The 24,168-nt window shown below is 44.2% G+C and carries 20 protein-coding genes and 1 pseudogene; 6 read left to right on the forward strand and 15 right to left on the reverse strand.

Translation table 11 applies throughout. From position 1 onward, the window contains the following. Nucleotides 1–3: 3 nt before the first annotated feature. Nucleotides 4–468 (forward strand): anaerobic ribonucleoside-triphosphate reductase-activating protein, encoded by a 465-nt coding sequence (gene nrdG, locus BM100_RS04110; protein ID WP_092508209.1) that lies wholly within the window; start codon nucleotides 4–6, stop codon nucleotides 466–468. Between the two features lie 30 nt (nucleotides 469–498). On the opposite strand, the gene BM100_RS04115 is transcribed toward nrdG, so the two are convergent. After that, nucleotides 499–930 carry a YhbP family protein gene (locus tag BM100_RS04115; protein WP_092508211.1) on the reverse strand — a complete coding sequence of 144 codons (432 nt, stop codon included), beginning with the start codon at nucleotides 928–930 and terminating at the stop codon, nucleotides 499–501. Nucleotides 931–1,045: 115 nt separating this feature from the next. Continuing rightward, the gene (gene bhsA, locus BM100_RS04120) at nucleotides 1,046–1,297 is read right to left on the reverse strand and encodes a multiple stress resistance protein BhsA (protein WP_092508213.1); all 252 of its coding nucleotides are present in this window, start codon (nucleotides 1,295–1,297) and stop codon (nucleotides 1,046–1,048) included. A gap of 269 nt (nucleotides 1,298–1,566) precedes the next feature. Here bhsA and BM100_RS04125 point away from each other — a divergent pair, with 269 nt between their 5' ends. After that, entirely contained in the window at nucleotides 1,567–1,950 is a 384-nt protein-coding gene (locus tag BM100_RS04125; protein ID WP_092508215.1) for a GIY-YIG nuclease family protein, read from the forward strand. Here the strand turns inward: BM100_RS04125 and BM100_RS04130 are convergent. The 6 genes and pseudogenes from BM100_RS04130 to BM100_RS04155 form a co-directional block, all read right to left on the reverse strand. Further along, a complete protein-coding gene (locus tag BM100_RS04130; RefSeq protein WP_092508217.1) occupies nucleotides 1,916–2,422 on the reverse strand; it encodes a GNAT family N-acetyltransferase in 507 nt (168 codons plus the stop codon). The genes BM100_RS04125 and BM100_RS04130 overlap by 35 nt on opposite strands. Beyond that, a pseudogene (gene ubiT / locus BM100_RS04135) lies at nucleotides 2,416–2,721 on the reverse strand (ubiquinone anaerobic biosynthesis accessory factor UbiT); the annotation flags it as partial. The gene BM100_RS04130 and the pseudogene ubiT, both read right to left, overlap by 7 nt. 433 nt (nucleotides 2,722–3,154) lie before the next feature. Then, nucleotides 3,155–4,357 carry an ABC transporter permease gene (locus tag BM100_RS04140; protein ID WP_244590593.1) on the reverse strand — a complete coding sequence of 401 codons (1,203 nt, stop codon included), beginning with the start codon at nucleotides 4,355–4,357 and terminating at the stop codon, nucleotides 3,155–3,157. Further along, the gene (locus BM100_RS04145) at nucleotides 4,354–5,499 is read right to left on the reverse strand and encodes an ABC transporter permease (RefSeq protein WP_092508223.1); all 1,146 of its coding nucleotides are present in this window, start codon (nucleotides 5,497–5,499) and stop codon (nucleotides 4,354–4,356) included. The genes BM100_RS04140 and BM100_RS04145 overlap by 4 nt, the downstream gene beginning before the upstream one ends. Before the next feature lie 12 nt (nucleotides 5,500–5,511). Continuing rightward, nucleotides 5,512–6,483, reverse strand: coding sequence for an HlyD family secretion protein (locus BM100_RS04150; protein ID WP_092508225.1), 972 nt, complete (start codon nucleotides 6,481–6,483; stop codon nucleotides 5,512–5,514). Between the two features lie 1,193 nt (nucleotides 6,484–7,676). Next, the gene (locus BM100_RS04155; RefSeq protein WP_092508227.1) at nucleotides 7,677–8,276 is read right to left on the reverse strand and encodes a tyrosine-type recombinase/integrase; all 600 of its coding nucleotides are present in this window, start codon (nucleotides 8,274–8,276) and stop codon (nucleotides 7,677–7,679) included. Between the two features lie 999 nt (nucleotides 8,277–9,275). Here BM100_RS04155 and BM100_RS04160 point away from each other — a divergent pair. From BM100_RS04160 to BM100_RS04175, 4 genes are all read left to right on the forward strand, one after another. Further along, nucleotides 9,276–12,275 carry an inverse autotransporter beta domain-containing protein gene (locus BM100_RS04160; RefSeq protein WP_092508499.1) on the forward strand — a complete coding sequence of 1,000 codons (3,000 nt, stop codon included), beginning with the start codon at nucleotides 9,276–9,278 and terminating at the stop codon, nucleotides 12,273–12,275. Between the two features lie 223 nt (nucleotides 12,276–12,498). Continuing rightward, nucleotides 12,499–14,196 carry a sensor histidine kinase gene (locus BM100_RS04165; RefSeq protein WP_092508229.1) on the forward strand — a complete coding sequence of 566 codons (1,698 nt, stop codon included), beginning with the start codon at nucleotides 12,499–12,501 and terminating at the stop codon, nucleotides 14,194–14,196. 2 nt (nucleotides 14,197–14,198) lie between these two features. Then, nucleotides 14,199–14,918 carry a two-component system response regulator BtsR gene (btsR, locus tag BM100_RS04170; protein ID WP_092508231.1) on the forward strand — a complete coding sequence of 240 codons (720 nt, stop codon included), beginning with the start codon at nucleotides 14,199–14,201 and terminating at the stop codon, nucleotides 14,916–14,918. A gap of 15 nt (nucleotides 14,919–14,933) precedes the next feature. Further along, a complete protein-coding gene (locus BM100_RS04175; protein ID WP_092508233.1) occupies nucleotides 14,934–15,335 on the forward strand; it encodes a hypothetical protein in 402 nt (133 codons plus the stop codon). Nucleotides 15,336–15,422: 87 nt separating this feature from the next. On the opposite strand, the gene BM100_RS04180 is transcribed toward BM100_RS04175, so the two are convergent. From BM100_RS04180 to rbfA, 7 genes are all read right to left on the reverse strand, one after another. Next, nucleotides 15,423–16,322, reverse strand: coding sequence for a hypothetical protein (locus BM100_RS04180; RefSeq protein ID WP_092508235.1), 900 nt, complete (start codon nucleotides 16,320–16,322; stop codon nucleotides 15,423–15,425). Between the two features lie 453 nt (nucleotides 16,323–16,775). Then, entirely contained in the window at nucleotides 16,776–18,713 is a 1,938-nt protein-coding gene (locus tag BM100_RS04185) for a DEAD/DEAH family ATP-dependent RNA helicase (RefSeq protein ID WP_092508237.1), read from the reverse strand. Nucleotides 18,714–18,883: 170 nt separating this feature from the next. Beyond that, the gene (gene nlpI, locus BM100_RS04190) at nucleotides 18,884–19,768 is read right to left on the reverse strand and encodes a lipoprotein NlpI (RefSeq protein WP_092508239.1); all 885 of its coding nucleotides are present in this window, start codon (nucleotides 19,766–19,768) and stop codon (nucleotides 18,884–18,886) included. Between the two features lie 191 nt (nucleotides 19,769–19,959). Beyond that, nucleotides 19,960–22,098 (reverse strand): polyribonucleotide nucleotidyltransferase, encoded by a 2,139-nt coding sequence (gene pnp, locus BM100_RS04195; RefSeq protein WP_092508241.1) that lies wholly within the window; start codon nucleotides 22,096–22,098, stop codon nucleotides 19,960–19,962. Between the two features lie 201 nt (nucleotides 22,099–22,299). Continuing rightward, the gene (gene rpsO, locus BM100_RS04200; RefSeq protein WP_092508243.1) at nucleotides 22,300–22,569 is read right to left on the reverse strand and encodes a 30S ribosomal protein S15; all 270 of its coding nucleotides are present in this window, start codon (nucleotides 22,567–22,569) and stop codon (nucleotides 22,300–22,302) included. 207 nt (nucleotides 22,570–22,776) lie between these two features. After that, the gene (gene truB, locus BM100_RS04205) at nucleotides 22,777–23,724 is read right to left on the reverse strand and encodes a tRNA pseudouridine(55) synthase TruB (protein ID WP_092508245.1); all 948 of its coding nucleotides are present in this window, start codon (nucleotides 23,722–23,724) and stop codon (nucleotides 22,777–22,779) included. Continuing rightward, entirely contained in the window at nucleotides 23,724–24,134 is a 411-nt protein-coding gene (gene rbfA, locus BM100_RS04210; protein ID WP_092508247.1) for a 30S ribosome-binding factor RbfA, read from the reverse strand. Before rbfA ends, truB begins: the two co-directional genes overlap by 1 nt. Nucleotides 24,135–24,168 lie beyond the last annotated feature (34 nt).

Raw genomic sequence — 24,168 nt, forward strand, 5'->3', positions numbered from 1 at the left:
GCCATGAATTATCACCAATATTATCCGGTTGATGTCGTCAATGGCCCCGGAACCCGTTGCACGCTGTTTGTATCAGGTTGTGAGCATCAATGCCGTGGCTGTTACAACCAAAGCACGTGGCGGCTTGATTCAGGCCAGCCTTTCACCCAGACAATGGAAGATCAGATAATCACTGACTTGCAAGACAGCCGCATTAAGCGGCAAGGTTTATCATTATCTGGCGGAGATCCCCTGCACCCTCGCAATGTGCCTTGCATACTGAAATTGGTTAAACGTGTTCAGGAAGAGTGCCCAGATAAGGATATCTGGCTATGGACAGGCTATGTTCTCAGTGAATTAAGTGCAGCTCAACAAGAGGTCATCAATTATCTTCATGTTGTGGTCGATGGGAAATTCGAGCAAAAACTGTATGATCCCTCGTTAATCTGGCGGGGTAGCCATAATCAGGTTATTCACTATTTAAAATAACCCATTACGTTCACTGGGCGGGCAGAGCCATCAACGCTGCCAATGCAATTTTTTGCCAAAACCCAGCGTGTTATTCACCATTTTGATTTCATTGATATTGAGCTGCCAGATTGGAGATTTGGCCTTGAGTGCGATCGGAAACCGGCGGCAATAGCGCTTTCGGGCAGTCGCTTCAGCTTCACCTGTCAACGCAATGACTTCGCCCCGGAATTGAATGCCTTTGATTTGTGCAATGTTGCGTGTTTGCCCTGCAACAGTACCCGCAACAATGGGATTGTTTTGCATCATCTGACCGTGCCGGGTTTCCGATTCAGTCATAAACCAGAATGCCATCCCATCAGCATCAAAGACATAAAAACAACTGGCACACCATAAATCTTGTGTTGAAGAAGTGCAAAGCGTGAAGACATGCTGTTTAGCAAGATACTGGCGGATAGTTAAAATTTCTTTACTTAAATCCATGTATTTCCGTACCGTTATTTTATTTACCTGCTATAGAACACGAATGGATATTATCCGGCTTCGTGTTCTAAATTTAGCAAGATACACCAAGAGGGTTGTACGGAAATACTATAAATTATTTATAGATTTCAGCAACACCATTGAGGTTATTTTGCCCATGAGCAGCAACGATGCGGAAGTATTTCGCCCCAGCTTCATCAGCTTTTTTGGACAACTTTTGCGTCAGAGTATCAAGTGTTTCTGCGCCAGTAACTGAGACAACACCAATTTTGTCGCCTTTAGCATCTTTAACTTCTGTAGCAGCCAATGAGCCAAATGAAACAGCACTTAACGCTAAAACAGCTACGATACTTTTTACAACTTTCATCTTTCGATCCTCTGTTCATACTTGAAATAGAGCTTATCAACTCGTGATGTTGTACATGTTATACGCCTGTTTCCAAAATGATAATTAGCAATTATTGCTATATTATTTCAGTAATTTTGAACAAATAAATTATCGTCGTTCGTTTGATGATATATATTTTTAGATAATTCATCTGGTTACATGATAAGATATCGATAATTCAATCTTAAGCAGAATAATCGATAATCCTTATCCACAATAAAATCGTGATAAATTATTAAAAATAAATAATGAATAAAGACTCCCATTGGTATATTTACCTAATCAGGACACAAAGCGGTTCCGTTTATACCGGGATCACTACCGATATCTCTCGTCGGTTTATGCAACATGAATCAGGGAAAGGCGCAAAAGCCCTCAGGGGTAAGGGACCATTGACATTGGTCTATCAATGTTTGGTTAAGGATCGGGGGCTGGCATCGAAAGCCGAGTACCGTGTGAAGCAGCTCAATAAGCAGCAAAAAGAGAGACTGATCATGAACCAGCCTCCCTGTATAGTGACTTACTTGATGGCAATTGGCTTATCTGAGAAGTTTTTCACTCACTCAGTGAGTTCTCAAGCAATCATCACTCAGACGGCTACCAGAGAGCCTCAAATTGAGTTGGATACGTAACCAGACCTTGATATTCCTTCAGCGAGAAATCAGCCAAAGGATAAATCAGGAAATATTCCTCACAATCAGGCCACGGGCAATGTAACTGATATTCACTGGCGGGCTTGAAGCCAAAACGAAGGTAATATTCCGGCTCTCCCAGTACAACAACTGCGCTATATCCAAACTCATTCAGGCTATCTAAGCCTTCATAAACCAATTTTTCACCAAGCCCACGATGACGGTATTGTTCTGCCACCGCCAATGGCGCGAGACCAACCCATTGACGATCTTCGCCATTGATGTCGACTGGCGTAAAGCCGGCATAACCAATCACTTGACCTTCATCGTCAGTCGCAACAATACCCAGTGTCAACAAGCCATCTTCTCTTAATTGTTGAACTAACTCAGCTTCTGCCGATGTCTCAAAAGATTGACGCAATAAACTGTCAATCCCCATTGCATCGACTGGAATTTCGACCCTGATTAACATGACGATAATGCGCGATCTTGCTGATCAACGCCCTCTTTCTGTCCCGCTTTGATCAATTCAGCCAGACGTAAAAAACCAAAGCGAAGAATGGATGGCCTAAATCTCATATCAATGAGATCCGTCAGATTTTTCACATGCAGTCCCAATTCTGTATTTCCTTCAATCCGTAAGTGACGCTGAAAAAACAGTGTATCAGGATCTTTTCTGCGGATAGCAATCAGGATGAAATCATTTGCATCACCACTGAAACTGATTTTTTCATTGGCATTCTGCCGAACTATCAAACGATTACTCAACACTGCGGCCTCCTTTTCGTGTAAAGCGATCCGCTATTCCGCCAAAACCCTGCTACATTTCCCGATCCTACATCAAGAGTCGATAATAAATCTCTCATAACAAAACGTCTACAGATTGACATACCCCTCGCTCTAAAGGACGAAGATCCCTGCCACGCCCAAATCGATGTCTGAATCATTTCGGCAAGCGCCAAAACAAAGTTAAAACAATTTTTGAGCATGGGCACAGGAAGTTTGTTCTTGGCGTTGACACATACAGTGAAGGACTGCGGGGTACAGGAAATGCGGGAGTATAGGAAATAGCCGCATGGCTGACCGGATAGCACACACTATTTCCACTGTTAACGATTCCTCTGTTAACGACTCCCCTGATAACCACTTTGATATTCGCTATTTTTCTACTAACGGAGAAAAAGCTCCACCAGCGGGAAAAATACTACTCCGTATGCGTTTTCTGTTTATTGTTATTGGCAAAAAAGCGTTTGATGCTCTGGGTAACTTCCCTCATTTCCCCGTTACGCAACGTTCCCATCAAAATGCCGAGGAACATATATATCACGCCAAGCAGCAGCATCATGCCAATATCCTGCAATACACTGTATATCGGCATCCCCATCTGATTGACTCCCGCGATCGCTTTTGTCGCCCAAGTGGATGGCAAAGAAGATGAAATCACTTTTACCCAACCAGGCATCGATTGAATCGGCCAGATGGTGCCTGAAATGTAAAAAATGGGGGTCGTAATAAAAGCCAATGTCAGGTAAATCATTTCCACACTGCGCAAGCACTCGGTGACCAATTTCCCCAATCCCAACACAGCCAGCAGGAATGGAAATGTCAGCAGCAGCACAATATGAATCGACGCATCCTGCCGGTATCCCAATACCCACGGCCACAGGACAAAGAAAATCACGGATAAGAACAGCCAGATGGGAACCAAAGCAGACAACGCCCCCAAATAAACAGGAAGGGGGGGCTTGCCCTTGGGAGCGCCTCGTACGGCAATGCTGACGCGAACACAGGCAATCAATAAGGAATGCTGCAACAACATGACCAGCAAACCGGGAAAGACTATCGCCGCATAACTCACTCCCGGATTAAATAACCCAATGGTTTCGCCCTTAATCGGTTGCAGCAATATTTTTACCTGTTCCACGCTAAAGCCTGCTTTCAAAAGCAATACCCCGTTGTATTCAGATAAAAGCTCTTGATAAGCCAGCGCCAAATCCTGTTGGATCTGCCCATTGGCAAGCCGGTTCGTGGCATCCCCGTACACCGGCACTGTCAAATTTTGCCCATTAATCAGACGCTTTTCAAAATTGACGGGGATGATAATGATGGCGAAAATTTTTCGCTGCAACATGTCACTACGCGCGTTATTTAGATTGCTATAGCTTCGGGTTTCAACTTTTGCCGTCGAATCAATGTGGCGAATCAGCGCCCGGCTCGCATGGCTATTGTCCTGGTCGATCACCGCAACCGGCAAATCCCATAGGGAAGGACGAACATAAACCAAACTCATTATGCCCAATGAAACTATGAGCAATAGCCACATGGGTTTTTCCAGCATGCTCAACAATACATTGCGAAATGTTTGCCAGTACAGCTTCCAATTGACTTGTTCATTACCCGGCATCATGCAACTCCTTCTGGTTGGTTTAATCGTACCCATAAACGGTTGCGGATTAAAAACCCACAGACTGCCGGGTAGATAGACAATATCAGGCAAACATGCAGGATAACGCCCAGTGAAACTTCCCGCAGGAAGATGTCGAACATGGCATTCAAGGCGTGCGTCAATGGCTCAAGGTTAGAAATGATCCTTGCCGGTAATACCATCGATAATTCAGGTACAACCATGCCGGAAAAGGCCATTGCAATACTGACCAACATCCCGATTAAGGTGTAAGCCGTGATTGCACTGCTGGTAAAAGTAAACAGCAACAAGCCGATGCTTTGTGCCGCGATAACATAGAAGAACCCAACAATCGGCATATACAGTGGGTTGCCTGTCACTTTTGCATCAGAAAAAGCAACCATTGCCGTGATTTCGACTATCAATAACAACGTGTAAATCAGGGTATAAGGAACCAGTTTTCCCAATAATGCCCCTACGAACGATTTCGTTTTCAGAAGCTGCTTGTCTTTGGACATCGTATAAATGGTCGATGTCACGACAAAAAGCTGCAATAGGTGGATGATCGCGGCAAATTGTTGGTAGTAAATATAGCTGCCACTGGCATTGAACAAGCTGTCATAAGACATTGTGGCTTTCGCCAGCGGAGGAAGTTTCTGACCGATTTCTGACGCAATGATTGCACGGTATTTCGCATTTGCTTCCGCCATCAACCCGCTGAAATCTTGGGTGGAATAACGGCCGGCCCCATAAAATAACGCATTGTAATACATTCTCACTGTTGGCTGTTTGCCGCTCAATGCGTCTTTTTCAAAGTTTTCAGGAAAATACAGCAGTGCATAATCCTGCGCACTGCCCAGCCGCTCCAAAGATTTTGACAAGCTATTATCATAATATTTGATATCCGCATGAGGTGCGGCATTCAAATTACGGCTCAACGTACGTGATAGCGTACTTTGATCATTATCCACCACTGAAACGGGCAGGTTTAACAATGTTCCTTCTGAAAAGTTTGCATTGATGAGGATAAACAGCAACAAAGGAAACAGCCAACCCAGCCAGTGAAAAATCGGGCTGCGAAGCGCAGCCCTGACTTCTCGTGTAAATGCCTGTTCGAAACTGATCCATGCAGCTTTTTTGTTCATCAGACCGCCACCTTACTTATCCCAGACCCACAAGGCACTCATGCCGGGACGTAATCCATCAATGGGTTGCAATGGGTATAACCTGATCTCAAACGTTCTCAGGTCAAAATCCCCCGTCGCGCGGGTTGCGCGTTTGGTCGCATAATCCCCCATTGGCGCGATATAACGGATTTCCGCTTCAATTTTTTTATTGCCCAATGCTGGTACACTCAGTTCAATTTTGTCGCCCTTGCGCACTTTTGCCAGAATATCTTCGCGCAAGTTATAGACAAAATAAGCCTGCGGAATGCGAACCAGTGTCGCCAGAGGGCTATTGGCATTAAAGAGCTGGCCAACCTCTGCGGGCAACGGCCCGACTTCTCCATCAACAGGCGCCTTGACTTGTAAATCATCGTGCTGGATTTTCAATTCTTGCAGCTTTTCGCTCGCTTCATTCAAAGCAGCCCGATACTGTTGCCGCAACTCAATGCGATCGCCATTTTTTCCGGCATCCAGCTCTGCTTTCGCCCCTTGCATTTTCTGATAGGCAATATCCCGCGCATTGCGCGCATTGTCCAACTGACTGGCGGAGACATAACCTTTAGACGAGACATTACTGAGGCGCTCATATTCACGTTGTGCGTTTTTATATTCCGATTGAGCTTGTGCAAGAATGGATTCCAGATTGCGGAGACTTTCTTCACGTGTTCCATGCAAAGACAACTCGAGTTTTGCCTTTACCTGATCACGGGCCGCCTGCGCGGCGGCAACTTTGGCTGCCAGTTCAGGGCTGTCAAGACTCACCATCAGTTGCCCGGCTTTAATATCATCACCCCGATTAACATGGAGCTGGGTAACCCGACCAGAGGCTTTTGAAGCAACGATGACTTCTGGCGCATCAACTTCTCCCTGCAATAACAACTCTTGATTTTTAGAGTGAAAAAGCACCGCCATCGCGATCAGGAAGATGATTAGCAATATTGTGAAAAGTGTTCTTTTCTTCATTATGTTCTGTAAGCCCCAAGAATACTGTCAGGTCAAGGTTCTCTATAAAATTGACGGGTTGTAAAAAATAACGGCGTAGTGTGACACTACTAAGCAAGATTCTTTTTAGAAATCCGTGCGCCTGATCACTGAAAAAATAAAGTTTCCCATTGAAGTACACGAACACAACACTAAAGCGTGTAAACCTTAACCGCACCTCAATTTTAGCAGCCATCCGGCAAATCGCCCGAATGTTAGCTATAAATATCACCTTAAATAATATATAAGATAATTAATCTTAAATGGAGCACTGGTAAATGCAAATTACAGAATTATATTTCGTAAAACCACAATGATTAATATATCATCACGTCAATTTGAAATAGTAAACAACAAAAAATCAGTTAAGTAATTTTGATATTCTTCTGATATTGAGAAGTGAAATAGGCAGAAAATCGAATTAATTGCTGAATTAAAACATCTGGTTATCATGATAATCAACTAGAATTATTGGTTATCTAATTATTACCAATTAATACATATTAACGCTAATGTCATTCTTTTCAAGAAATAGATTTGCGCAAGATATGGAATGGCAGCTTCAAGGCGAGATCAACAAACGATTATGAAGAAAAATTTCACATTAAAATTTCACAACAATTAACGATGATATTTTATATATTAATTTTTTTAAGATATTTGAGTGTGACATTCCTTTATTACCCATTCTAACCAGCATTTTTGTTATTAAGGTTTCATTGTATTTTCATTAGGGAATATAGGGGCATTTATACCTTATTTGACTTCATTTTATTTCGCGTTTGAGTTCAATTTAAATAACATACTATAATAATAACAAACCAATAATTGCATATAGAAATAAAAACTCTCGGTATAAAAATCATCTTATTCAGTTTTATAATATTCCGATACCTTGATGGAATAAATAAAAAAACCGGATAGATACAGTGATCTCTCCGGTTTAATTTTGATTAATTGACCGAATATTTATTCTATCCAAACATGGTGTTATTCAAAAATAGCGTTATTCAAAAACCGTATTATTCATAAACCATGTTATCCAAAAGCTATGTTGCCCAAAAGCTAGGTGTAATTTACCAACAGCATTTGGCATCATTGTAAAGAAAAGCGTATACCCTATGGTTTCGAATGGCGTCGAGGCTGCAATAGCCATCTTTCATATAAGCCAGCCATTAAGAGATAAAGTATGCATTACCTTCTATTTTCAGCTTCTGCTTACGCTGCCAGGCCTTCTGGAAGCGTTCTGGATTACTCGCAGTATAATGCATGGTATGACGTATATTTCGGTGCCCCAGATAATCCTGAATAAGGCGTGTATCCAGCCCTTGGTTAGCCAATTCGAACCCGCAGGAATGCCGCAATTTATGTGGGTGCAACTTGATGGATAACCCCGCCTTTTCGCCATACCGCCCCATTAATACATGTACCCACTGACGGGATAATCTTCCTCCTTTGCGCGAAGGAAATAGCCACGGAGAAGACAGGTATACTGAGTTGCAATTTCTGACTTGCAACCATTTTAAAATAAGGCTTCTTTCCGTTGTTGAGATGGGATGTGTCGTCGAAAAACCGTTTTTTAATCGCTTTATATAAATGCTTCTTCCTGTGATATCGATATCGGAGACTTTTAATGCAGTCAACTCACTCACACGCAGGCCATGAATATAGGTTAAGTATAACAAACACTGATCGCGTTCTTTATTTACAGAATTATTTAATGTTAATACAGCAAAAACACGCGTCCATTCGTCTTGTGTGATGTATTTTCTCATGACAATCTCCAATAAAACGAACCCAGCACTACTCCAATTTCATACTTTATGTTTGAACAAAATACTAACTTGATAAGAATATCGATGTGTCTATTACTCTTGCAGCAATAAGATTTCCCCTGACAGAAAAATATCTGTTAATAATGTTGTTGCGATCATTTTTTGGCCTATGACATAAAATATTTATGCCTTATTAATTATATGACCTATATGCAAATTTGCAGGATATAAACAACATCTAAATCACAAAAAACATATTAACTGGTTGTAAAGCATGATGAACAGTAGTGCCAACCTTACATAATAAATTCTTAACGCCATTAATAGATCACTTTTTGATCTGTGAAAAATAATTCATCAATTACAAATAGCCATTTATGATAAAAATTAGTATTGCAATAGTGTTATGTGATTAATGACTGTACATTATTGCATCAATGATGACAGGAATAAGAAAAGGGAAACACAAACAAAAGAGAGAAATAATAGGACTCGACAAAATGCGTAAATACATCATATTTTTTTATATTTTATACAAATCTTATTCCGGTTGGTTTGACGATATATAGATAATATAAAAGAAAATGATAACTATTTGTTTTTACTTAACTAATGAAATAAAACATATTTTAATTTCTTATATAATATCTTATTCCACCAAGCCTATTTTTTCCTCCACTCTTTTATTTGTTCAAAATGATTTATAACAAAAGTTATATTGATCGTTAAATGATTTTATGCTGGAATAAAAAACCTCTCAAAGAACAAAATTCAGATCAATAGTCTGGACATTACCATACTACAAAATTTTTTAACTGCTTTGAGATATCTCTGATCGGGCAATGACGTGTTGTCATTTTTAATTCCGTCATTACCTGATGTCGTTCCTCCTGATTACATGACTCATGACCAGCTATAAACAACAGGTAATATCCTGAAATGGATAGGTTTGATGCTGGTTATCGCTTGATGTTTTTTGATTGTTACAGGTTTACAATTATGAACAAAAAATTCGATAAGCAGTGGTTGCAAAACCAGCAAATCCTGCTGAAACGTGTAGCTTGGGTAAACATTTTCACCCAGCTTGCGTTTCCAGTTGCTAGTGCACTCACTCCCTCTATCGCCGCGGCTAAAACACACACAATTTTTCAAAATAAAAATGGAGAGTGGGCAATACCAACAGAGCCTTATCTTCTGAAATCCGGGGAAACGGTTGGTAGCGTCGCGGCACGTTACGGGCTGACAGTGAATGATCTGAGAAAAATTAATCAACAACGTGTCTTTGATAAACCTTTTATAAAACTTGGGGCTGGCAGTGAAATTGATGTGCCACAACCTCGAAAGAATAAATTCCTGCCTTTCAACTATTCCTCATCAGAACAAGCAGCCGCAACGGATGAAAACCCCCGCCGTTTGGCCGAAGTCGTTTCTCGTGTTGGCAGCTTGTTAGCCAATGAAAATACGGAGAAAAATGCTGCCGGGGAGTTAAGCAATCTAGCTATCGGCGAAGCAAACCAGCAAATTCAAGATTGGTTGGGGCGCTATGGTACAGCACGTATACAGGCCAATATCGATAACCACGGCCGCCTGAATGGCAGCCAATTTGATATGTTGCTGCCCCTGTATGACACTCCCGGCCAAATCACTTTTACCCAATTCGGATTACGCCGTATCGATAAGCGCAATACCGTCAATATTGGCTTCGGGAAACGCCATTTATTCCACGATTGGATGTTGGGATATAACGTTTTTATCGATCATGATATCACCGGTGATAACTCGCGCTTTGGTCTCGGTGCAGAATATGCCCGCAATTATCTGAAGCTGAGTGCAAACGGCTATTTTCGCCTGAGTAATTGGAAAGAATCCCACCTGCTGACTGATTATGATGAGCGTCCGGCCAACGGATTCGATCTGAGAGCGCAAGGTTACTTACCCGCATATCCACAACTCGGTGGAAAGCTGGTGTATGAGCAATACTTTGGTGATGAGGTTGGGTTAATCAATAAAGATCACCGCAGTAAAAACGCAGCTGCATTTACCGCCGGAATCAAGTATACCCCTATTCCATTACTGACTTTCGGCGTTGACCGCAGGCAAGATATGTCCGGTAGCGGAGAAACCCGGTTCAATATGGAATTGAATTATGAAATCAGTACACCGTGGTCAAAACAGATTGATCCGCAGGCCGTGACGTTTAAACGCACGCTGCAAGGTAGTCGCTATGATCTGGTTGATCGCAATAATCAGATTGTGCTGGAGTACCGCAAGCGTGAAGTGATCTCTTTAGCCATGGACAATCTGGTTATTGGCCATGACGGTGAGACTAAGCCTCTGAATGTTACAGTAAACAGCAAGTATGGATTTAAAAATATCCAATGGAACAAAGCCAGTCTGGTTGCCAACGGCGGTGAAATCGTTCATCAGGGCGGTACACACTATCTGCTGACTCTGCCGAGATACCAATATCACGGCAATAACAGTTATACCGTCGGTGCCATTGCTTATGATGAACGCGGTAATGCTTCCAAACAAATGGAAATGCAAGTTCAGGTGCTTCCCGCAGAAATCAGTGTCAATCAATCGACTTTCATCGCGAAAGATCCGGAGATGGCCGCGGATGGTCATTCCACCACCCGTTTGATCCTGACGTTGAAAAATAAGGATAACAAACCAATCAGCGGTATTGCCTCGAATATCAAATTGCTCACTAATGAATTAAGCGGGGAAGGCAACGCGCCCAAGATTGAAAGCATGAAAGAAACCCAGCCGGGTATCTATGAATCCCAATTAGTCGCGGGTAAAAAAGTCGGGGTACTGAAAATTACGCCACAAGTCGATGGCATTACCATCAAACCCGTTGAAATTTTGTTCGTGCATCCTGATGCCCCCCTTGTCAAAAATCTGACCCTCGTTGGTAAGTTAGAAATGGGGCAGAAATTGAGTGCCACTTATACCTTTAACGCCAATCATGGCGATACAACAGATAAATCCCGCTATATATGGGGCAATAAAGGGCATACTGACATCACCAAAGGCCATACGATCACTGAATCGGGTAAACTTCCTGACTATACCCTGACTCTGGAAGACGCAGGAACGGTGAAAGAGATTGCGGTACAGGCCCAGAATGCACTTGGGATCATCGGAAATACGAAGGTTGTTGATACCGGAATGAGCGCCGAACAAGGCAATTACACCCATGATGGCGGAAAAAACGGCACTGTCAGAGGGCTTGCCGATAAAATGACGATCACGATGAGCGCCGACAAGGCCAAAAGGGACGACCCAATTACCCTGAAAATACAGACATTCAATCACGGGCAGCCAGTCAAAAATGTAGCAACCAGAATCAAGGCCATCAAAGCATTGAACCGCCAAGAGCACAGTGAAAAAATAACTCTATTGCTCAATGATGATCTTGGAGAAACCCAAGATTATACGGGTGATCAAGGTGTACTTTCTGTCCGCGTAGCCGATCCGTTTGGACTTGGGGTAAAAACGACGATGTCTATCTCGGCTGATGGCACTGTCTCATCCGAATCAAGAGATGCGACTTTTACGGTTGCAACCAGCCCCGACGTATCAGTCGCAAACTTTTGGGGACATATGGCGGACACCATCACCGTTAATGGCATCACTTTGAGACGTCCAGTACTGGAAGCCGAGCTGATAAAGAATCAGGAACACAGGCATGAAACCATTTTTACTGAGTACGGTGAAATATGGCCACGCCGCATGAATACAGGTGCCAAGTGGTTCTGCGGGCTGACAAACACCACTGTCCCGACAAAAGACGATTTTCATAATCTGTACCAAGCCTATTCTGAAAACAGAATTCATGAGCAATTCGGCTGGCCACAAGGCCGCTCTTATCGTACTTCAACACCGGGAATTAACGATAAAGGAAAAAATGCCCATTATTCAGTGAACATCAGCGACGGATACGCGCATATCATTGACGAAGATGTCACCGATTATGTTGCCTGTAAGCAATAATCTGTTTATTGGCGGTTAGCGAAAATAACTGACGAAATTATCCGCCTCCATCCGGGCGGGTAATTTCTCTCCACTCAATCTTGTTCAATTCATTGCCAATCATTTACCCCCCGGCCATTTGCTACTAACGGCTTGCTCGCCCTGTGAGGCAATGCCCTATTGACGAGGCTAAATTCCACCTTTGATAATGGCTGAATCAATATATTAATCACTCAATAAAAATATGTACGAATTTAACCTCGTGTTGTTATTGCTGCAGCAGATGTGTGTCTATCTGGTGATCGCCTGGCTGCTGAGTAAAACACCACTATTCATCCCCTTGCTGCAAGTGACCGGTCGCTTGCCTCACAAGTTGATGTGTTACGTTATTTTTTCCATTTTTTGCATTATGGGCACCTATTTCGGGCTGAATGTTAATGATTCAATCGCAAATACCCGTGCTATCGGTGCAGTACTGGGTGGCTTTCTCGGCGGGCCGACGGTAGGCGCAATGGTAGGATTTACCGGAGGGTTACACCGTTATTCCCTCGGAGGAATGACAGCGTTCAGTTGTATGGTATCCACTATTGTCGAGGGCGTATTGGGCGGTCTGGTACATAATTACCTGATGAAACGCGGGAGAATTAATAATTTATTGAATCCGTGGACAGCCGCCATTGTTACTTTCTTCGCTGAATGTGCCCAAATGGGCATTATTTTGCTACTGGCAACGCCTTTCGATGAAGCGCTGAGTTTGGTGAAAAATATCGCCGCCCCCATGATTATCGCCAATAGTATTGGCTCGGCTATGTTTATTCGCATTCTGTTGGATAGACGGGCTATTTTCGAAAAATATACCAGCGCTTTTTCTGCCCAAGCGCTGAAAATCGCGGTCTGCACGGAGGGGATACTGCGTAAGGGATTCAATGAAGATAACAGTATGCGTGTAGCAAAAGTCATTTATCAGGAATTGGAAATCGGTGCCGTTGCTATCACGGACAGAGAAAAATTACTGGCGTTTATCGGTATTGGCTCCGACCATCATTTGCCCGGCACGCCCATTGCTTCGGAGCAATCCCGCCGAGCCATTGAAAACAATGAAGTCGTGTATGCTGATGGTAATGAGACGCCTTACTGCTGCTCTCTTGACCCAACGTGTAAACTTGGCTCCGCGCTAGTGATCCCTTTACGGGGAGAAAATCAGCAGGTGATCGGCAGCATCAAACTTTACGAGGCTAAAAATCGTTTATTCAGCTCAATCAACCGCACACTGGGTGAAGGAATTGCCAGTTTGCTCTCTGCCCAAATTCTTGCCGGGCAGTATGAACGTAATAAACAGTCTTTGCTGCAATCAGAGGTGAAGCTGCTTCACGCGCAAGTGAATCCTCACTTTTTATTTAATGCCCTAAACACATTACAGGCAGTGATCCGGCGGGATAAACAGCAGGCAGGCCAACTGGTGCAGTATATTTCAACATTCTTCCGTAAGAATTTGAAGCGACCGGAAGAAATTGCCACGCTGGAAAATGAAATAGAGCATGTAAATGCTTACTTACAAATTGAGAAAGCCCGTTTTCGTGAGCATCTTCAAATCACCATAGAGATACCCGAATCCCTGCGCTCGGCAAAATTGCCAGCATTTTCCCTGCAACCCATGGTAGAGAATGCCATTAAACACGGTACTTCACAGTTGCTCGATACAGGAAGAATTACCATCAGAGCCTATCAGGAAGACAGTTTGCTCATAGTGGAAATAGAAGACAATGCGGGACTTTATTGCCCCAAACAAGCAGGAGATGGACTTGGGATGAGTCTGGTAGATAAACGTTTACAGCTTCGTTATGGTAAGCAGTATGGCATCAGTGTTAATTGCCAATCAGAAGAATTTACCCGTGTCATTTTACGTTTACCATTAGAAAAAGAGGCTGAAAAGGCGGCGTAAATATGAATGTATTGATTGTTGATGATGAGCCGCTGGCTCGCGAGAATCTACATTGCCTACTGGAAGAAGAAACGGATATTCAAATCATTGGTGAATGTGCCAACGCCGTAGAAGCGATTGGCGCCATCCATCGACTGAAACCGGATGTCGTTTTCCTCGATATTCAAATGCCCCGCATTACCGGGCTGGAAATGGTCGGTATGCTCGATCCTGAGCATCGTCCTCATATTGTTTTTCTGACAGCATTCGATGAATATGCGATACAGGCCTTTGAAGAGCACGCATTTGATTATTTATTGAAGCCGCTGGAAAAAGAACGTTTGGACAAAACATTGCAGCGGCTGCGCTCTGGTTATCAAAAGCAAAATCTGGCGGAATTACAGCGCGAAGATGAGCACCTGAAATATATTCCTTGTACAGGGCACAGCCGAATATGGTTGGTGCCGTTGGATGATGTCCTGTATGTCACTTCTCGCTTGAGTGGTGTGTATGCAATGAGCACCAGCGGGCAGGAAGGTTTTACTGAGTTAACGCTGAGAACGCTGGAGAACAGAACGCCATTAACCCGCAGTCACCGTCAATATCTGGTCAATATGACCCATTTGCGGGAAATTGTTTTCGGAGAAAGTGGTCAGGCTGAGTTGGTTCTAAGTAATGATGAGCGTATTCCGGTCAGTCGCCGCTATTTACGGCCACTGAAAGAAGAATTGGGGCTAAATTAAACAAAGGAGATATTCTTGGCAGATTTTTATTTCAAAATAAAAACAAACCACATGATTCTGAAAGACCTTAAGACACAAAAAGAGCTAGAGATTAAAGGCAATTTCAGTACCTCACGTTTGCTGGTTGGTGACTTTTATAACGCAACATCTCAGTTGGCTACATTAGTTAATCAACATGGTTTCCGTAAAGGGCTAAGAAGGCTTTTAGACAGGAGCCATCGAGTTGTTATTCATCCTTTGGATCAAAGTGAAGGAGGCCTGTGTTCTGTAGAAGAGCGTGTTTTACTGGAAGTTACTCATGGTGGTTTCAGATGTATTCTAAAGAAAATGGTGATTCATCAAGGTGAGCGCTTACTTTCAGATATCGAAATCAAAGAAAAATTGCAATCCAGCCCCAAAAGACCTAAAGGCCACTAATAACTACAAACTGGCGCATACTGACGCCAGTTTGCGCATATTGGCGACCATTTAATGATATTGCTTCTTATCATCCCGTGAGTGCCTCTATCTACGGGCTCCATAATGAAATCTAAAATACTGCCCAAATACCACCCCCACCATATTCGGTACTTTAATTTCGACTCTAAACAGTCCGCGAAGAATGTCGTTAAATTCGTCATCTGAACTGGCACTTAGAATAACCTTTTGATCTTCCGCGTTTAATTCTCTGGCTACCTCTATAATTGATAAAGCCAGTCCGTTTAGAATATCTTTTCGGCTATAAAAGCAGAGTGAATGGCGTTTGTATAAATAGAAACGCATGCTTAGAGTTCGCAGCCCCTCGCGACTTAATCCGCCTATTTGACAGGATGGGGTCTCCAATGTGAGTAGATCCAAAAGAGCCATGGATGAAAAATCAAAAATAGAATTGGTGAAAGGAATTTTATATAACGTATTTCCGAATCGGCTGCCTTTGCCATCTATCGGATTTTTGCTGGGTTTAAGACCAATTTCCAATGAGAAAAATACATTATCGTCACTTGCAATCATGTCTATATCATGGCGGTTTGTGTTTTCTTCCGGAAATGGAATATTTTTTGCGATCAATTTTTTCCTGGAAAATAAAACCAAATCTGCTTGGCGGTTCATAACATCTTGGCTATTTGTCGCGTGAACAGCGTAAAAATCAGCACCTAACAACCGCCGGTAGAAATCTCTCTCCTCTATCGTTAACGGATTTAATCTTGCCTTTAGTTCATCAAGGTTTGTTTTTGATAATGTTGGCAGGGAAAGGTTCCGTTTCCGCCTCCAAAACTTCCCCGTGTTTATCATTTTATCATTGGTTTTTGTTGCCACTAAATGGCGGTAACGATCTCTGAACGTCGTACCTGCAATGTCATTTTTCTCTTGATCTGTCAAAATGTTATTTAACAATGACTGGGGCTGGCGATATTTCTTAAACATGGGAACACCTCGAGTGAATGCAAATTTCACGTCACAGCTTGAGGTTCTGATTTTCCTTCAAGATCAATTGAGTTAAATCCAATCAATGGGGTTCGAGTTGCAGTACGACGGCAAAGGGAAGCTCCATCAACAGCATAGATACCGATAGCGATAAATTTATAAAAACAGTATCTGGAGCGCAGTTATAAGAAATTGCAGTTTTAGAAAATAGTGTTTGAAAATAACCGGTTCGAAAATAACCGTTTCAAACATAACATAGTGATGAAGCCAACAAGGCTACAACTTGAACGATGCCGGATAAAAAATATCCCTGCATGGAAACCTTACTATTCCATCCAAGAAAATGAAAGCCCTTTCTCCTGTTCAGAGAAAGGGCTTATTTCAATTTAATCTTTCAACATATTATGTGTTGTTGACGCACGTATGATGCCTCAGCCAACAATAAACGATGGATTAAACGTTACCATTGCCTTGTGGCTGTTGCTGACGGCGACGTGTTGCTCCGCCATTGGAATCATCGTTGTTGCGACCACGGAAAGAACCACGCTCACCGCCACCACGACGTTCGTTGTTAAAACGACGACCGCCATTGCCAGCATTATCGCGGTCACGGCGATGACCATTGCCACCGTTGCCGTTTCCATTGCGGCCACCACCACCACGACGCTCACGGCGTTCGAATGGTTGTGCATCGCCCATCAACTGCATGTTCAGAGGCTTGTTCAGGATGCGAGTACGGGTAAAGTGAGACAGTAATTCGCCTGGCATTCCTTTTGGCAGTTCAATCGTAGAGTGAGTTGCAAACAGTTTGATATTGCCGATATAACGGCTGCTGATATCGCCTTCATTCGCAATGGCACCCACGATGTGACGCACTTCAACACCATCATCACGGCCCACTTCAATGCGGTACAGTTCCATATCACCCACGTCACGACGTTCACGGCGTGGACGATCACCTCTGTCACTGCGATCACCGCGGTCACCGCGATCACGCTCACCGAAACCATTGCTGTTACGGCGACGGTCGTCACGGTCGTTGAATTCACGGCGAGGACGACGGACTGGATCTGGTGGCAGGATCAATGGACGCTCACCTTGTGCCATTTTCAGCAGGGCTGCGGCCAGTGTTTCCATGTCCAGCTCTTCATGCGTACCCAATTTAGACAACAGGGCACGGTATTGATCCAAGTCGCTGCTTTCCAGTTGTTGCTGGACATTGGTAGCAAATTTTTCCAGACGACGCTGGCCCAGCAGTTCCGCATTCGGCAGTTCAACTTCTGGAATGGTCAGTTTCATCGTGCGTTCGATGTTACGCAGCAAACGGCGTTCACGGTTTTCAACGAACAACAGAGCACGACCCGCGCGACCTGCACGGCCTGTACGACCAATACGGTGTACATAAGATTCTGCATCCATTGGGATGTCATAGTTGACAACCAGGCTAATGCGCTCAACATCCAGACCACGCGCAGCAACGTCTGTCGCGATCAGAATATCCAAACGGCCGTCTTTCAAACGCTCAAGTGTCTGCTCACGCAAAGCCTGGTTCATATCACCATTCAGCGCCGCAGAGTTATAGCCGTTACGCTCCAGCGTTTCTGCCACTTCCAGCGTTGCATTTTTGGTACGTACGAAAATGATAGCAGCATCAAAATCTTCTGCTTCAAGGAAACGTACCAGCGCTTCGTTTTTGCGCATACCGTAAACAGACCAGTAGCTCTGGCTAATGTCAGGACGGTTTGTAACGCTGCTCTGAATGCGAACTTCTTGTGGATCATTCATGAAACGACGCGTAATACGGCGAATCGCTTCTGGCATAGTTGCCGAGAACAGCGCAGTCTGGTGTTCAGCAGGGATTTGGCTCATGATGTTTTCAACATCTTCGATAAAGCCCATACGCAACATTTCGTCGGCTTCATCCAATACCAAACCTTTCAGGTTGGACAGATCCAAAGTTCCGCGTTTCAGATGGTCAAGCAAACGGCCTGGTGTTCCTACCACAACTTGTGGCCCCTGGCGCAGGGCACGCAATTGAACGTCGTAACGCTGTCCACCATAAAGAGCGACAACATTCACATTACGCATGTGTTTGGAAAAATCTGAACATGCTTCAGCAACCTGTACCGCCAGTTCACGGGTTGGTGCCAACACAAGGATCTGTGGAGCTTTAAGTTCAGCATCAATGTTATGCAGCAAAGGCAAACTGAATGCCGCAGTTTTACCACTACCAGTCTGTGCCATGCCCAATACGTCACGGCCATTCAGCAGGTGAGGAATACACTGTTGTTGAATAGGAGAAGGCTTTTCGTAGCCCATGTCTCCCAGTGCAGAAAGAATAGGTGCCGATAATCCTAAATCAGCAAAAGAGATTTCAGTCTCAGTGGTCATGTAATGGTGCCTCATTAATCGTGGCGGCCAGTCTACATAACACAGTGAAAAGAATTTCTGTCATTTTCATTTAAAATGTGAACTGGCTCAAATTATGTTATTAAACGAACAAACAAGCCCTCACCCTTGAAGGTGTGGACTTTAAAATCTGTCGTGAAAATGTTCGTCAGCTATTGTTGGTTCGATTCCGATAAGTCATCTTGTCTTTGGCCCAATAATGCCAATTCCAACAATGCATAGCGGTGCTCAACAAAGTTATGAACGTTGTTAGCTACCGTCAGCTTGAATAACGCAGATGCGCTATCCTCATCCCCCAGACTTAGGTAATGCTTACCTAAATAGAAGTCAGTTTCACTGAGATGCTCAGCGAGCGAAGTGTTATCTGTTGAACTCTGTTTCAAACGCTCCATCAATGTTTTCTCACTGATTTTGCCCAAATAGAATTCAACGATATTCCAGCCCCATAGCCCCCGGTTCGCTTTGTCAATACGATGTGACAAGTTAGTCATTGCAACCTTAGGATCAATTTTTTCTTCCACAAGGTACAACCACAACGAACGGAAGGGATCATTTGGATCGTCTTGATAAAACGCCTGCAGATCATCCTGCGCCAATCGATAGCGGCCGCCGTAATACAGAGCAATGCCGCGATTCATTCGCGCGTAGTTGTAAGTTGGATCAAGCTCTAAAACAGAATCAAACGCTTCATAGGCAGAATCAAAATTGCCTGCCTGCGTAAAATAAATTCCCAGATAATTAAAAATCTCAGGAATATCAGGGCGAATAGACAAAGCCACCGAAAAATCATTCTGTGCCAGTGCCCTCAGCCCGAGACTATCATACAGCACACCTCGCTCATATAAAAGCTGTGCGTACTCATCTTCCGTAAGTGAGCGACTCGCAAGTATTTGCTCCATACGAGCCAAGATAACCTCTTGTTGCAATGTTGGCTGTAACGGAATAGCAATAACTTCATTTTTACGCCACCCAGTGCTGCCACATCCCACAAGGAGAAAAATAGCCGCAACATAACACCAGCGCAGAAAAGAATTCATTTCCCACTCCCGAAGTCAGACATTAATCAGAATGCCCTGTTACTCCACCCACATTGTAAATTTCAGGCATCCTGCCCAAAATTGACTTTCCCTTTGTTTTCCGCCAGTAATCATTTCATGGGTTACAATTCGGAAAATATTTTGGGAACAAACGGCGCCCTTTTTACAGGACGCCGCTCTTTACGTCAAATTTATTCTACTGATGATTCTGGTGCTTTTGGCTCTTCATCGGTAGTAGATACTGCTTCTTTCATGCTCAGGCGGATACGACCCTGACGATCGATTTCCAATACCTTAACAGGTACTTCCTGGCCCAGTTGCAGGTAGTCAGTCACTTTTTCTACACGCTTGTCTGCGATCTGAGAAATGTGTACCAGACCTTCTTTTCCACCGCCAATGGCAACAAATGCACCAAAGTCAACAATACGGGTTACTTTACCGGAATAGATGCGGCCAACTTCAACTTCAGCCGTAATTTCTTCAATGCGGCTGATAGCATGACGTGCTTTGTCGCCATCAGTTGCGGCAATCTTCACCGTACCATCATCTTCAATTTCAATGGTAGTGCCGGTTTCTTCGGTCAGTGCACGGATCACTGAACCACCTTTACCGATCACATCTTTGATCTTGTCTGGATTGATCTTGATGGTGTGAATGCGTGGAGCAAATTCAGAGATGTCATTACGTGGGCTTTCGATAGCTTGTTCCATCACGCTCAGGATGTGCAAACGAGCACCTTTAGCCTGATTCAGAGCAACCTGCATGATTTCACGGGTAATGCCTTCAATTTTGATGTCCATCTGCAATGCGCTGATACCATCACGGCTACCTGCAACTTTAAAGTCCATGTCGCCCAGATGATCTTCATCACCCAGAATATCAGACAGAACAACAAAGTTATCGCCTTCTTTAACCAGACCCATAGCGATACCCGCTACAGCGGCTTTAATTGGTACGCCAGCATCCATCAGTGCCAATGACGCGCCACAAACGGAAGCCATGGAAGAAGAACCGTTGGATTCAGTGATTTCAGATACGACACGCACGGTGTATGGGAATTCGTTAGCGTTTGGCATCACTGCCAGTACACCACGTTTCGCCAGACGGCCGTGACCAATTTCACGACGTTTTGGTGAACCAACCATGCCTGTTTCACCAACAGAATATGGAGGGAAGTTATAGTGGAACAAGAAGCGATCTGTACGCTCGCCCATCAGTTCATCGATAACTTGAGCGTCACGCTCTGTACCCAGCGTTGCAGCAACCAATGCCTGTGTTTCACCACGGGTGAACAAGGATGAACCGTGAGTACGTGGCAATACGCCAGTACGGACATCCAGAGCACGTACCATGTCTTTTTCGCGACCGTCAATACGTGGCTCACCACGCAGAACACGACCACGAACAACATTTTTTTCCAGCGCAGACAGAACATCAAGAACTTCTGATTCTTCTAACTCAACGCCTTTTTCCGCCGATTCTGCCACGATAATTGCAGAAACTTCTTCTTTGATGATATCAACTTGAGCATAGCGCTCTTGTTTTTCAGTAATGCGGTAAGCATCGCCCAGACGGCTTTCAGCCAATTCTGCAACACGATCATGCAGTGATTGGTTAACAGGCTCTGGAGACCAATCCCATTTATCTTTCCCTGCTTCAGCAGCCAAAGAATTAATGTTATTAATCACAATCTGCTGTTGCTCATGACCAAATACAACCGCACCCAGCATTTGCTCTTCAGTCAACAGTTCTGCTTCGGATTCAACCATCAGAACTGCACCTTCAGTACCTGCAACCACCAAGTCCAAACGGCTGTGCTTAAGCTCATCACTTGTTGGGTTCAGCACATACTGGTCGTTGATATAACCAACGCGGGCAGCACCGATTGGGCCATTGAATGGAATGCCAGACAATGCCAGTGCAGCAGATGCACCAATCATAGCAACGATATCAGGGTTAACCTGTGGGTTAACAGAAACCACGGTCGCGATGATCTGAACTTCGTTCAGGAAACCTTCTGGGAACAGGGGACGCAGAGGACGGTCAATCAGACGGGCAACTAATGTTTCGCCTTCACCAGGGCGGCCTTCACGACGGAAGAAGCTTCCAGGGATACGACCCGCAGCGTAAGTACGCTCTTGATAATTTACGGTCAGTGGAAAGAAATCCTGACCTGGTTTCATTTTTTTCTGGCCGACAACGGTAACAAATACCGCCGTGTCATCCATATTTACCATAACGGCTGCTGTCGCTTGACGAGCCATCATGCCGGTTTCGATGGTCACAGTGTGTTGACCATACTGGAATTTACGAACAATCGGATTCAGCAAAATTATTTACCTTTGTTAGTGTTGCCGATTCTCAATCTCAGCAACAATGGATTATATCTTCTTGCTACACCCTCACGACTAATGACAGTGCTCAAGCCATTAAGGACTCTCATTAGCCGCGCGAGTCACTGTAGCGGAAGAGGTTCAATTTTCTAGAAGAAAAGGGGCCCAATTTGGCCCCTTTCCTCTGAAACTTGTCGATTAGCGACGCAGACCCAGACGCTCAATCAGCGCAGTGTAGCGAGCCAAATCTTTGCGCTTCAGGTAGTTCAGCAGCTTACGGCGGCGTGCAACTTTTTTCAGCAGACCACGACGGCTGTGATGATCTTTTTTGTGCTCAGAAAAGTGACCTTGCAATTTGTTGATGTCAGCGGTCAGAAGGGCAACCTGAACTTCGCTGGAACCACTGTCGTTCGCGCAACGGCCGAAATCAACAACAATCTGCGCTTTTGCAGTAGTACTTAGAGACATAGTATAACTCCAAATATGTAGTTTTTTAAAATGACGAGCGCCGATCTCTAATTCAGCTACTCAGTAGACAGACGCGGTATTCTACGCTGCAAATAGATGAAGCGCAAGACAGCACAATCGCCGCCATTCCCGACTTCGATACAATTTACCTGCTTAAAATTTCTCATCTGCTATATCATTAATTAATATCAAATTAATTAATGAACATTACTCAATTTCAGCTTCAACAACCAAACGGCGTGGCGCAATCATCCCATCTTGGTCAATGACAGCGATACCGATGAATTTATTTTCATCCCCTTCGGCAACGCGTACCCATTCACCTGTAGGCAAATCATGCCCGCTTCTGACTGGTTGTCCCTGCTTAAAATATGATGCAACTATGGATGGCAGATGGATCAGCGGAAAATGTGCAACGGCAGTATCCATTGGCAGCAGCAATGGATCAAGCAATTCCCCTGCTTCAATTTCTTGATCTTCAGCCTGTTGTTTTAGCTCAAGCAACTGCTCCAGTGTCACCATCCGCTGGTTGGGATAGTTAGCCACTTGCAGGCGGCGCAGATAAATAACATGAGCACCACAGCCCAAAAGTTCACCCAAGTCATCAATGATGGTACGGATGTATGTTCCCTTTGAGCAGTGAATTTCCAATTCCAGCTCATTCCCTTCCCAGCGAATGAACTGCAATTCATAAACAGTAATTGGGCGAGCTTCCCGCTCAATTTCAATGCCTTGGCGGGCATATTCATACAGCGGCTTCCCTTGATGTTTCAGAGCTGAATACATTGAAGGAACCTGCATGGTATCACCACGGAATGTATCCAGAGCGGCATCAAGCTGCGCTTGGGTAATTTGTACTTCACGTTCACTAATGACAGAGCCATGTGAATCCGAAGTATCTGTACGCTGCCCCAAGCGTGCAATCACCCGGTAGCGTTTGTCAGAATCCAGCAAAAATTGGGAAAATTTGGTTGCTTCACCAAGGCAAATCGGGAGCATGCCTGTCGCCAGTGGATCTAGCGCGCCTGTATGACCTGCCTTGCTGGCATTAAAAATCCGCCTGACTTTCTGTAACGCATCATTGGAGGAAATTTCCTGTGGCTTATCCAGCAACAGTACACCGTTTATTGCACGGCCTCTACGACGGCGTCCCATCACTTTTCCTCATTGCGATCCGTAGAAACCCGACGTTGTTCATCATTTTTTACAACGTTGCTAACTAGGTTCGACATGCGCATCCCTTCCACCAGGGAACTGTCATAAGAAAACGTCAGCTCAGGAACAATTCGCAGGCGCATCGCTTTCCCCAACAGGGAACGAATGAAACCTGATGCTTCGTTCAATGCCTTGATGCCTTCGTTAACCTGAGATGCATCGTGACCGTCTACCAGTACATTCAAAAAGGTTACGAATACCTTAGCGTAGGCCAGGTCACGGGAAACCTCAACACCAGAGACAGTCGCCATACCGATACGCGGATCTTTGACTTCACGCTGTAAGATGATGGCAATCTCTTTTTGCATTTCCTGTGCAACGCGCTGAGTACGACTATATTCTCTTGCCATTGTTGTATCTCCTGACATTTTGGGGGGCATTAAG

The organism is Xenorhabdus mauleonii (assembly GCF_900113945.1).
In the GTDB taxonomy this organism is placed as follows: domain Bacteria; phylum Pseudomonadota; class Gammaproteobacteria; order Enterobacterales; family Enterobacteriaceae; genus Xenorhabdus; species Xenorhabdus mauleonii.

Coding starts and splice junctions, on each gene's coding strand:
- truB (WP_092508245.1), bottom strand. CDS start 23,724: ATGGGACGCCGTCGTAGAGGCCGTGCAATAAACGGTGTACTGTTGCTG.
- BM100_RS04155 (WP_092508227.1), bottom strand. CDS start 8,276: ATGAGAAAATACATCACACAAGACGAATGGACGCGTGTTTTTGCTGTA.
- BM100_RS04180 (WP_092508235.1), bottom strand. CDS start 16,322: ATGTTTAAGAAATATCGCCAGCCCCAGTCATTGTTAAATAACATTTTG.
- btsR (WP_092508231.1), top strand. CDS start 14,199: ATGAATGTATTGATTGTTGATGATGAGCCGCTGGCTCGCGAGAATCTA.
- BM100_RS04160 (WP_092508499.1), top strand. CDS start 9,276: ATGAACAAAAAATTCGATAAGCAGTGGTTGCAAAACCAGCAAATCCTG.
- BM100_RS04115 (WP_092508211.1), bottom strand. CDS start 930: ATGGATTTAAGTAAAGAAATTTTAACTATCCGCCAGTATCTTGCTAAA.
- nrdG (WP_092508209.1), top strand. CDS start 4: ATGAATTATCACCAATATTATCCGGTTGATGTCGTCAATGGCCCCGGA.
- rbfA (WP_092508247.1), bottom strand. CDS start 24,134: ATGGCAAGAGAATATAGTCGTACTCAGCGCGTTGCACAGGAAATGCAA.
- BM100_RS04125 (WP_092508215.1), top strand. CDS start 1,567: ATGAATAAAGACTCCCATTGGTATATTTACCTAATCAGGACACAAAGC.
- BM100_RS04130 (WP_092508217.1), bottom strand. CDS start 2,422: ATGTTAATCAGGGTCGAAATTCCAGTCGATGCAATGGGGATTGACAGT.
- BM100_RS04165 (WP_092508229.1), top strand. CDS start 12,499: ATGTACGAATTTAACCTCGTGTTGTTATTGCTGCAGCAGATGTGTGTC.
- rpsO (WP_092508243.1), bottom strand. CDS start 22,569: ATGTCTCTAAGTACTACTGCAAAAGCGCAGATTGTTGTTGATTTCGGC.
- BM100_RS04150 (WP_092508225.1), bottom strand. CDS start 6,483: ATGAAGAAAAGAACACTTTTCACAATATTGCTAATCATCTTCCTGATC.
- BM100_RS04145 (WP_092508223.1), bottom strand. CDS start 5,499: ATGAACAAAAAAGCTGCATGGATCAGTTTCGAACAGGCATTTACACGA.
- BM100_RS04185 (WP_092508237.1), bottom strand. CDS start 18,713: ATGACCACTGAGACTGAAATCTCTTTTGCTGATTTAGGATTATCGGCA.
- nlpI (WP_092508239.1), bottom strand. CDS start 19,768: ATGAATTCTTTTCTGCGCTGGTGTTATGTTGCGGCTATTTTTCTCCTT.
- BM100_RS04140 (WP_244590593.1), bottom strand. CDS start 4,357: ATGATGCCGGGTAATGAACAAGTCAATTGGAAGCTGTACTGGCAAACA.
- bhsA (WP_092508213.1), bottom strand. CDS start 1,297: ATGAAAGTTGTAAAAAGTATCGTAGCTGTTTTAGCGTTAAGTGCTGTT.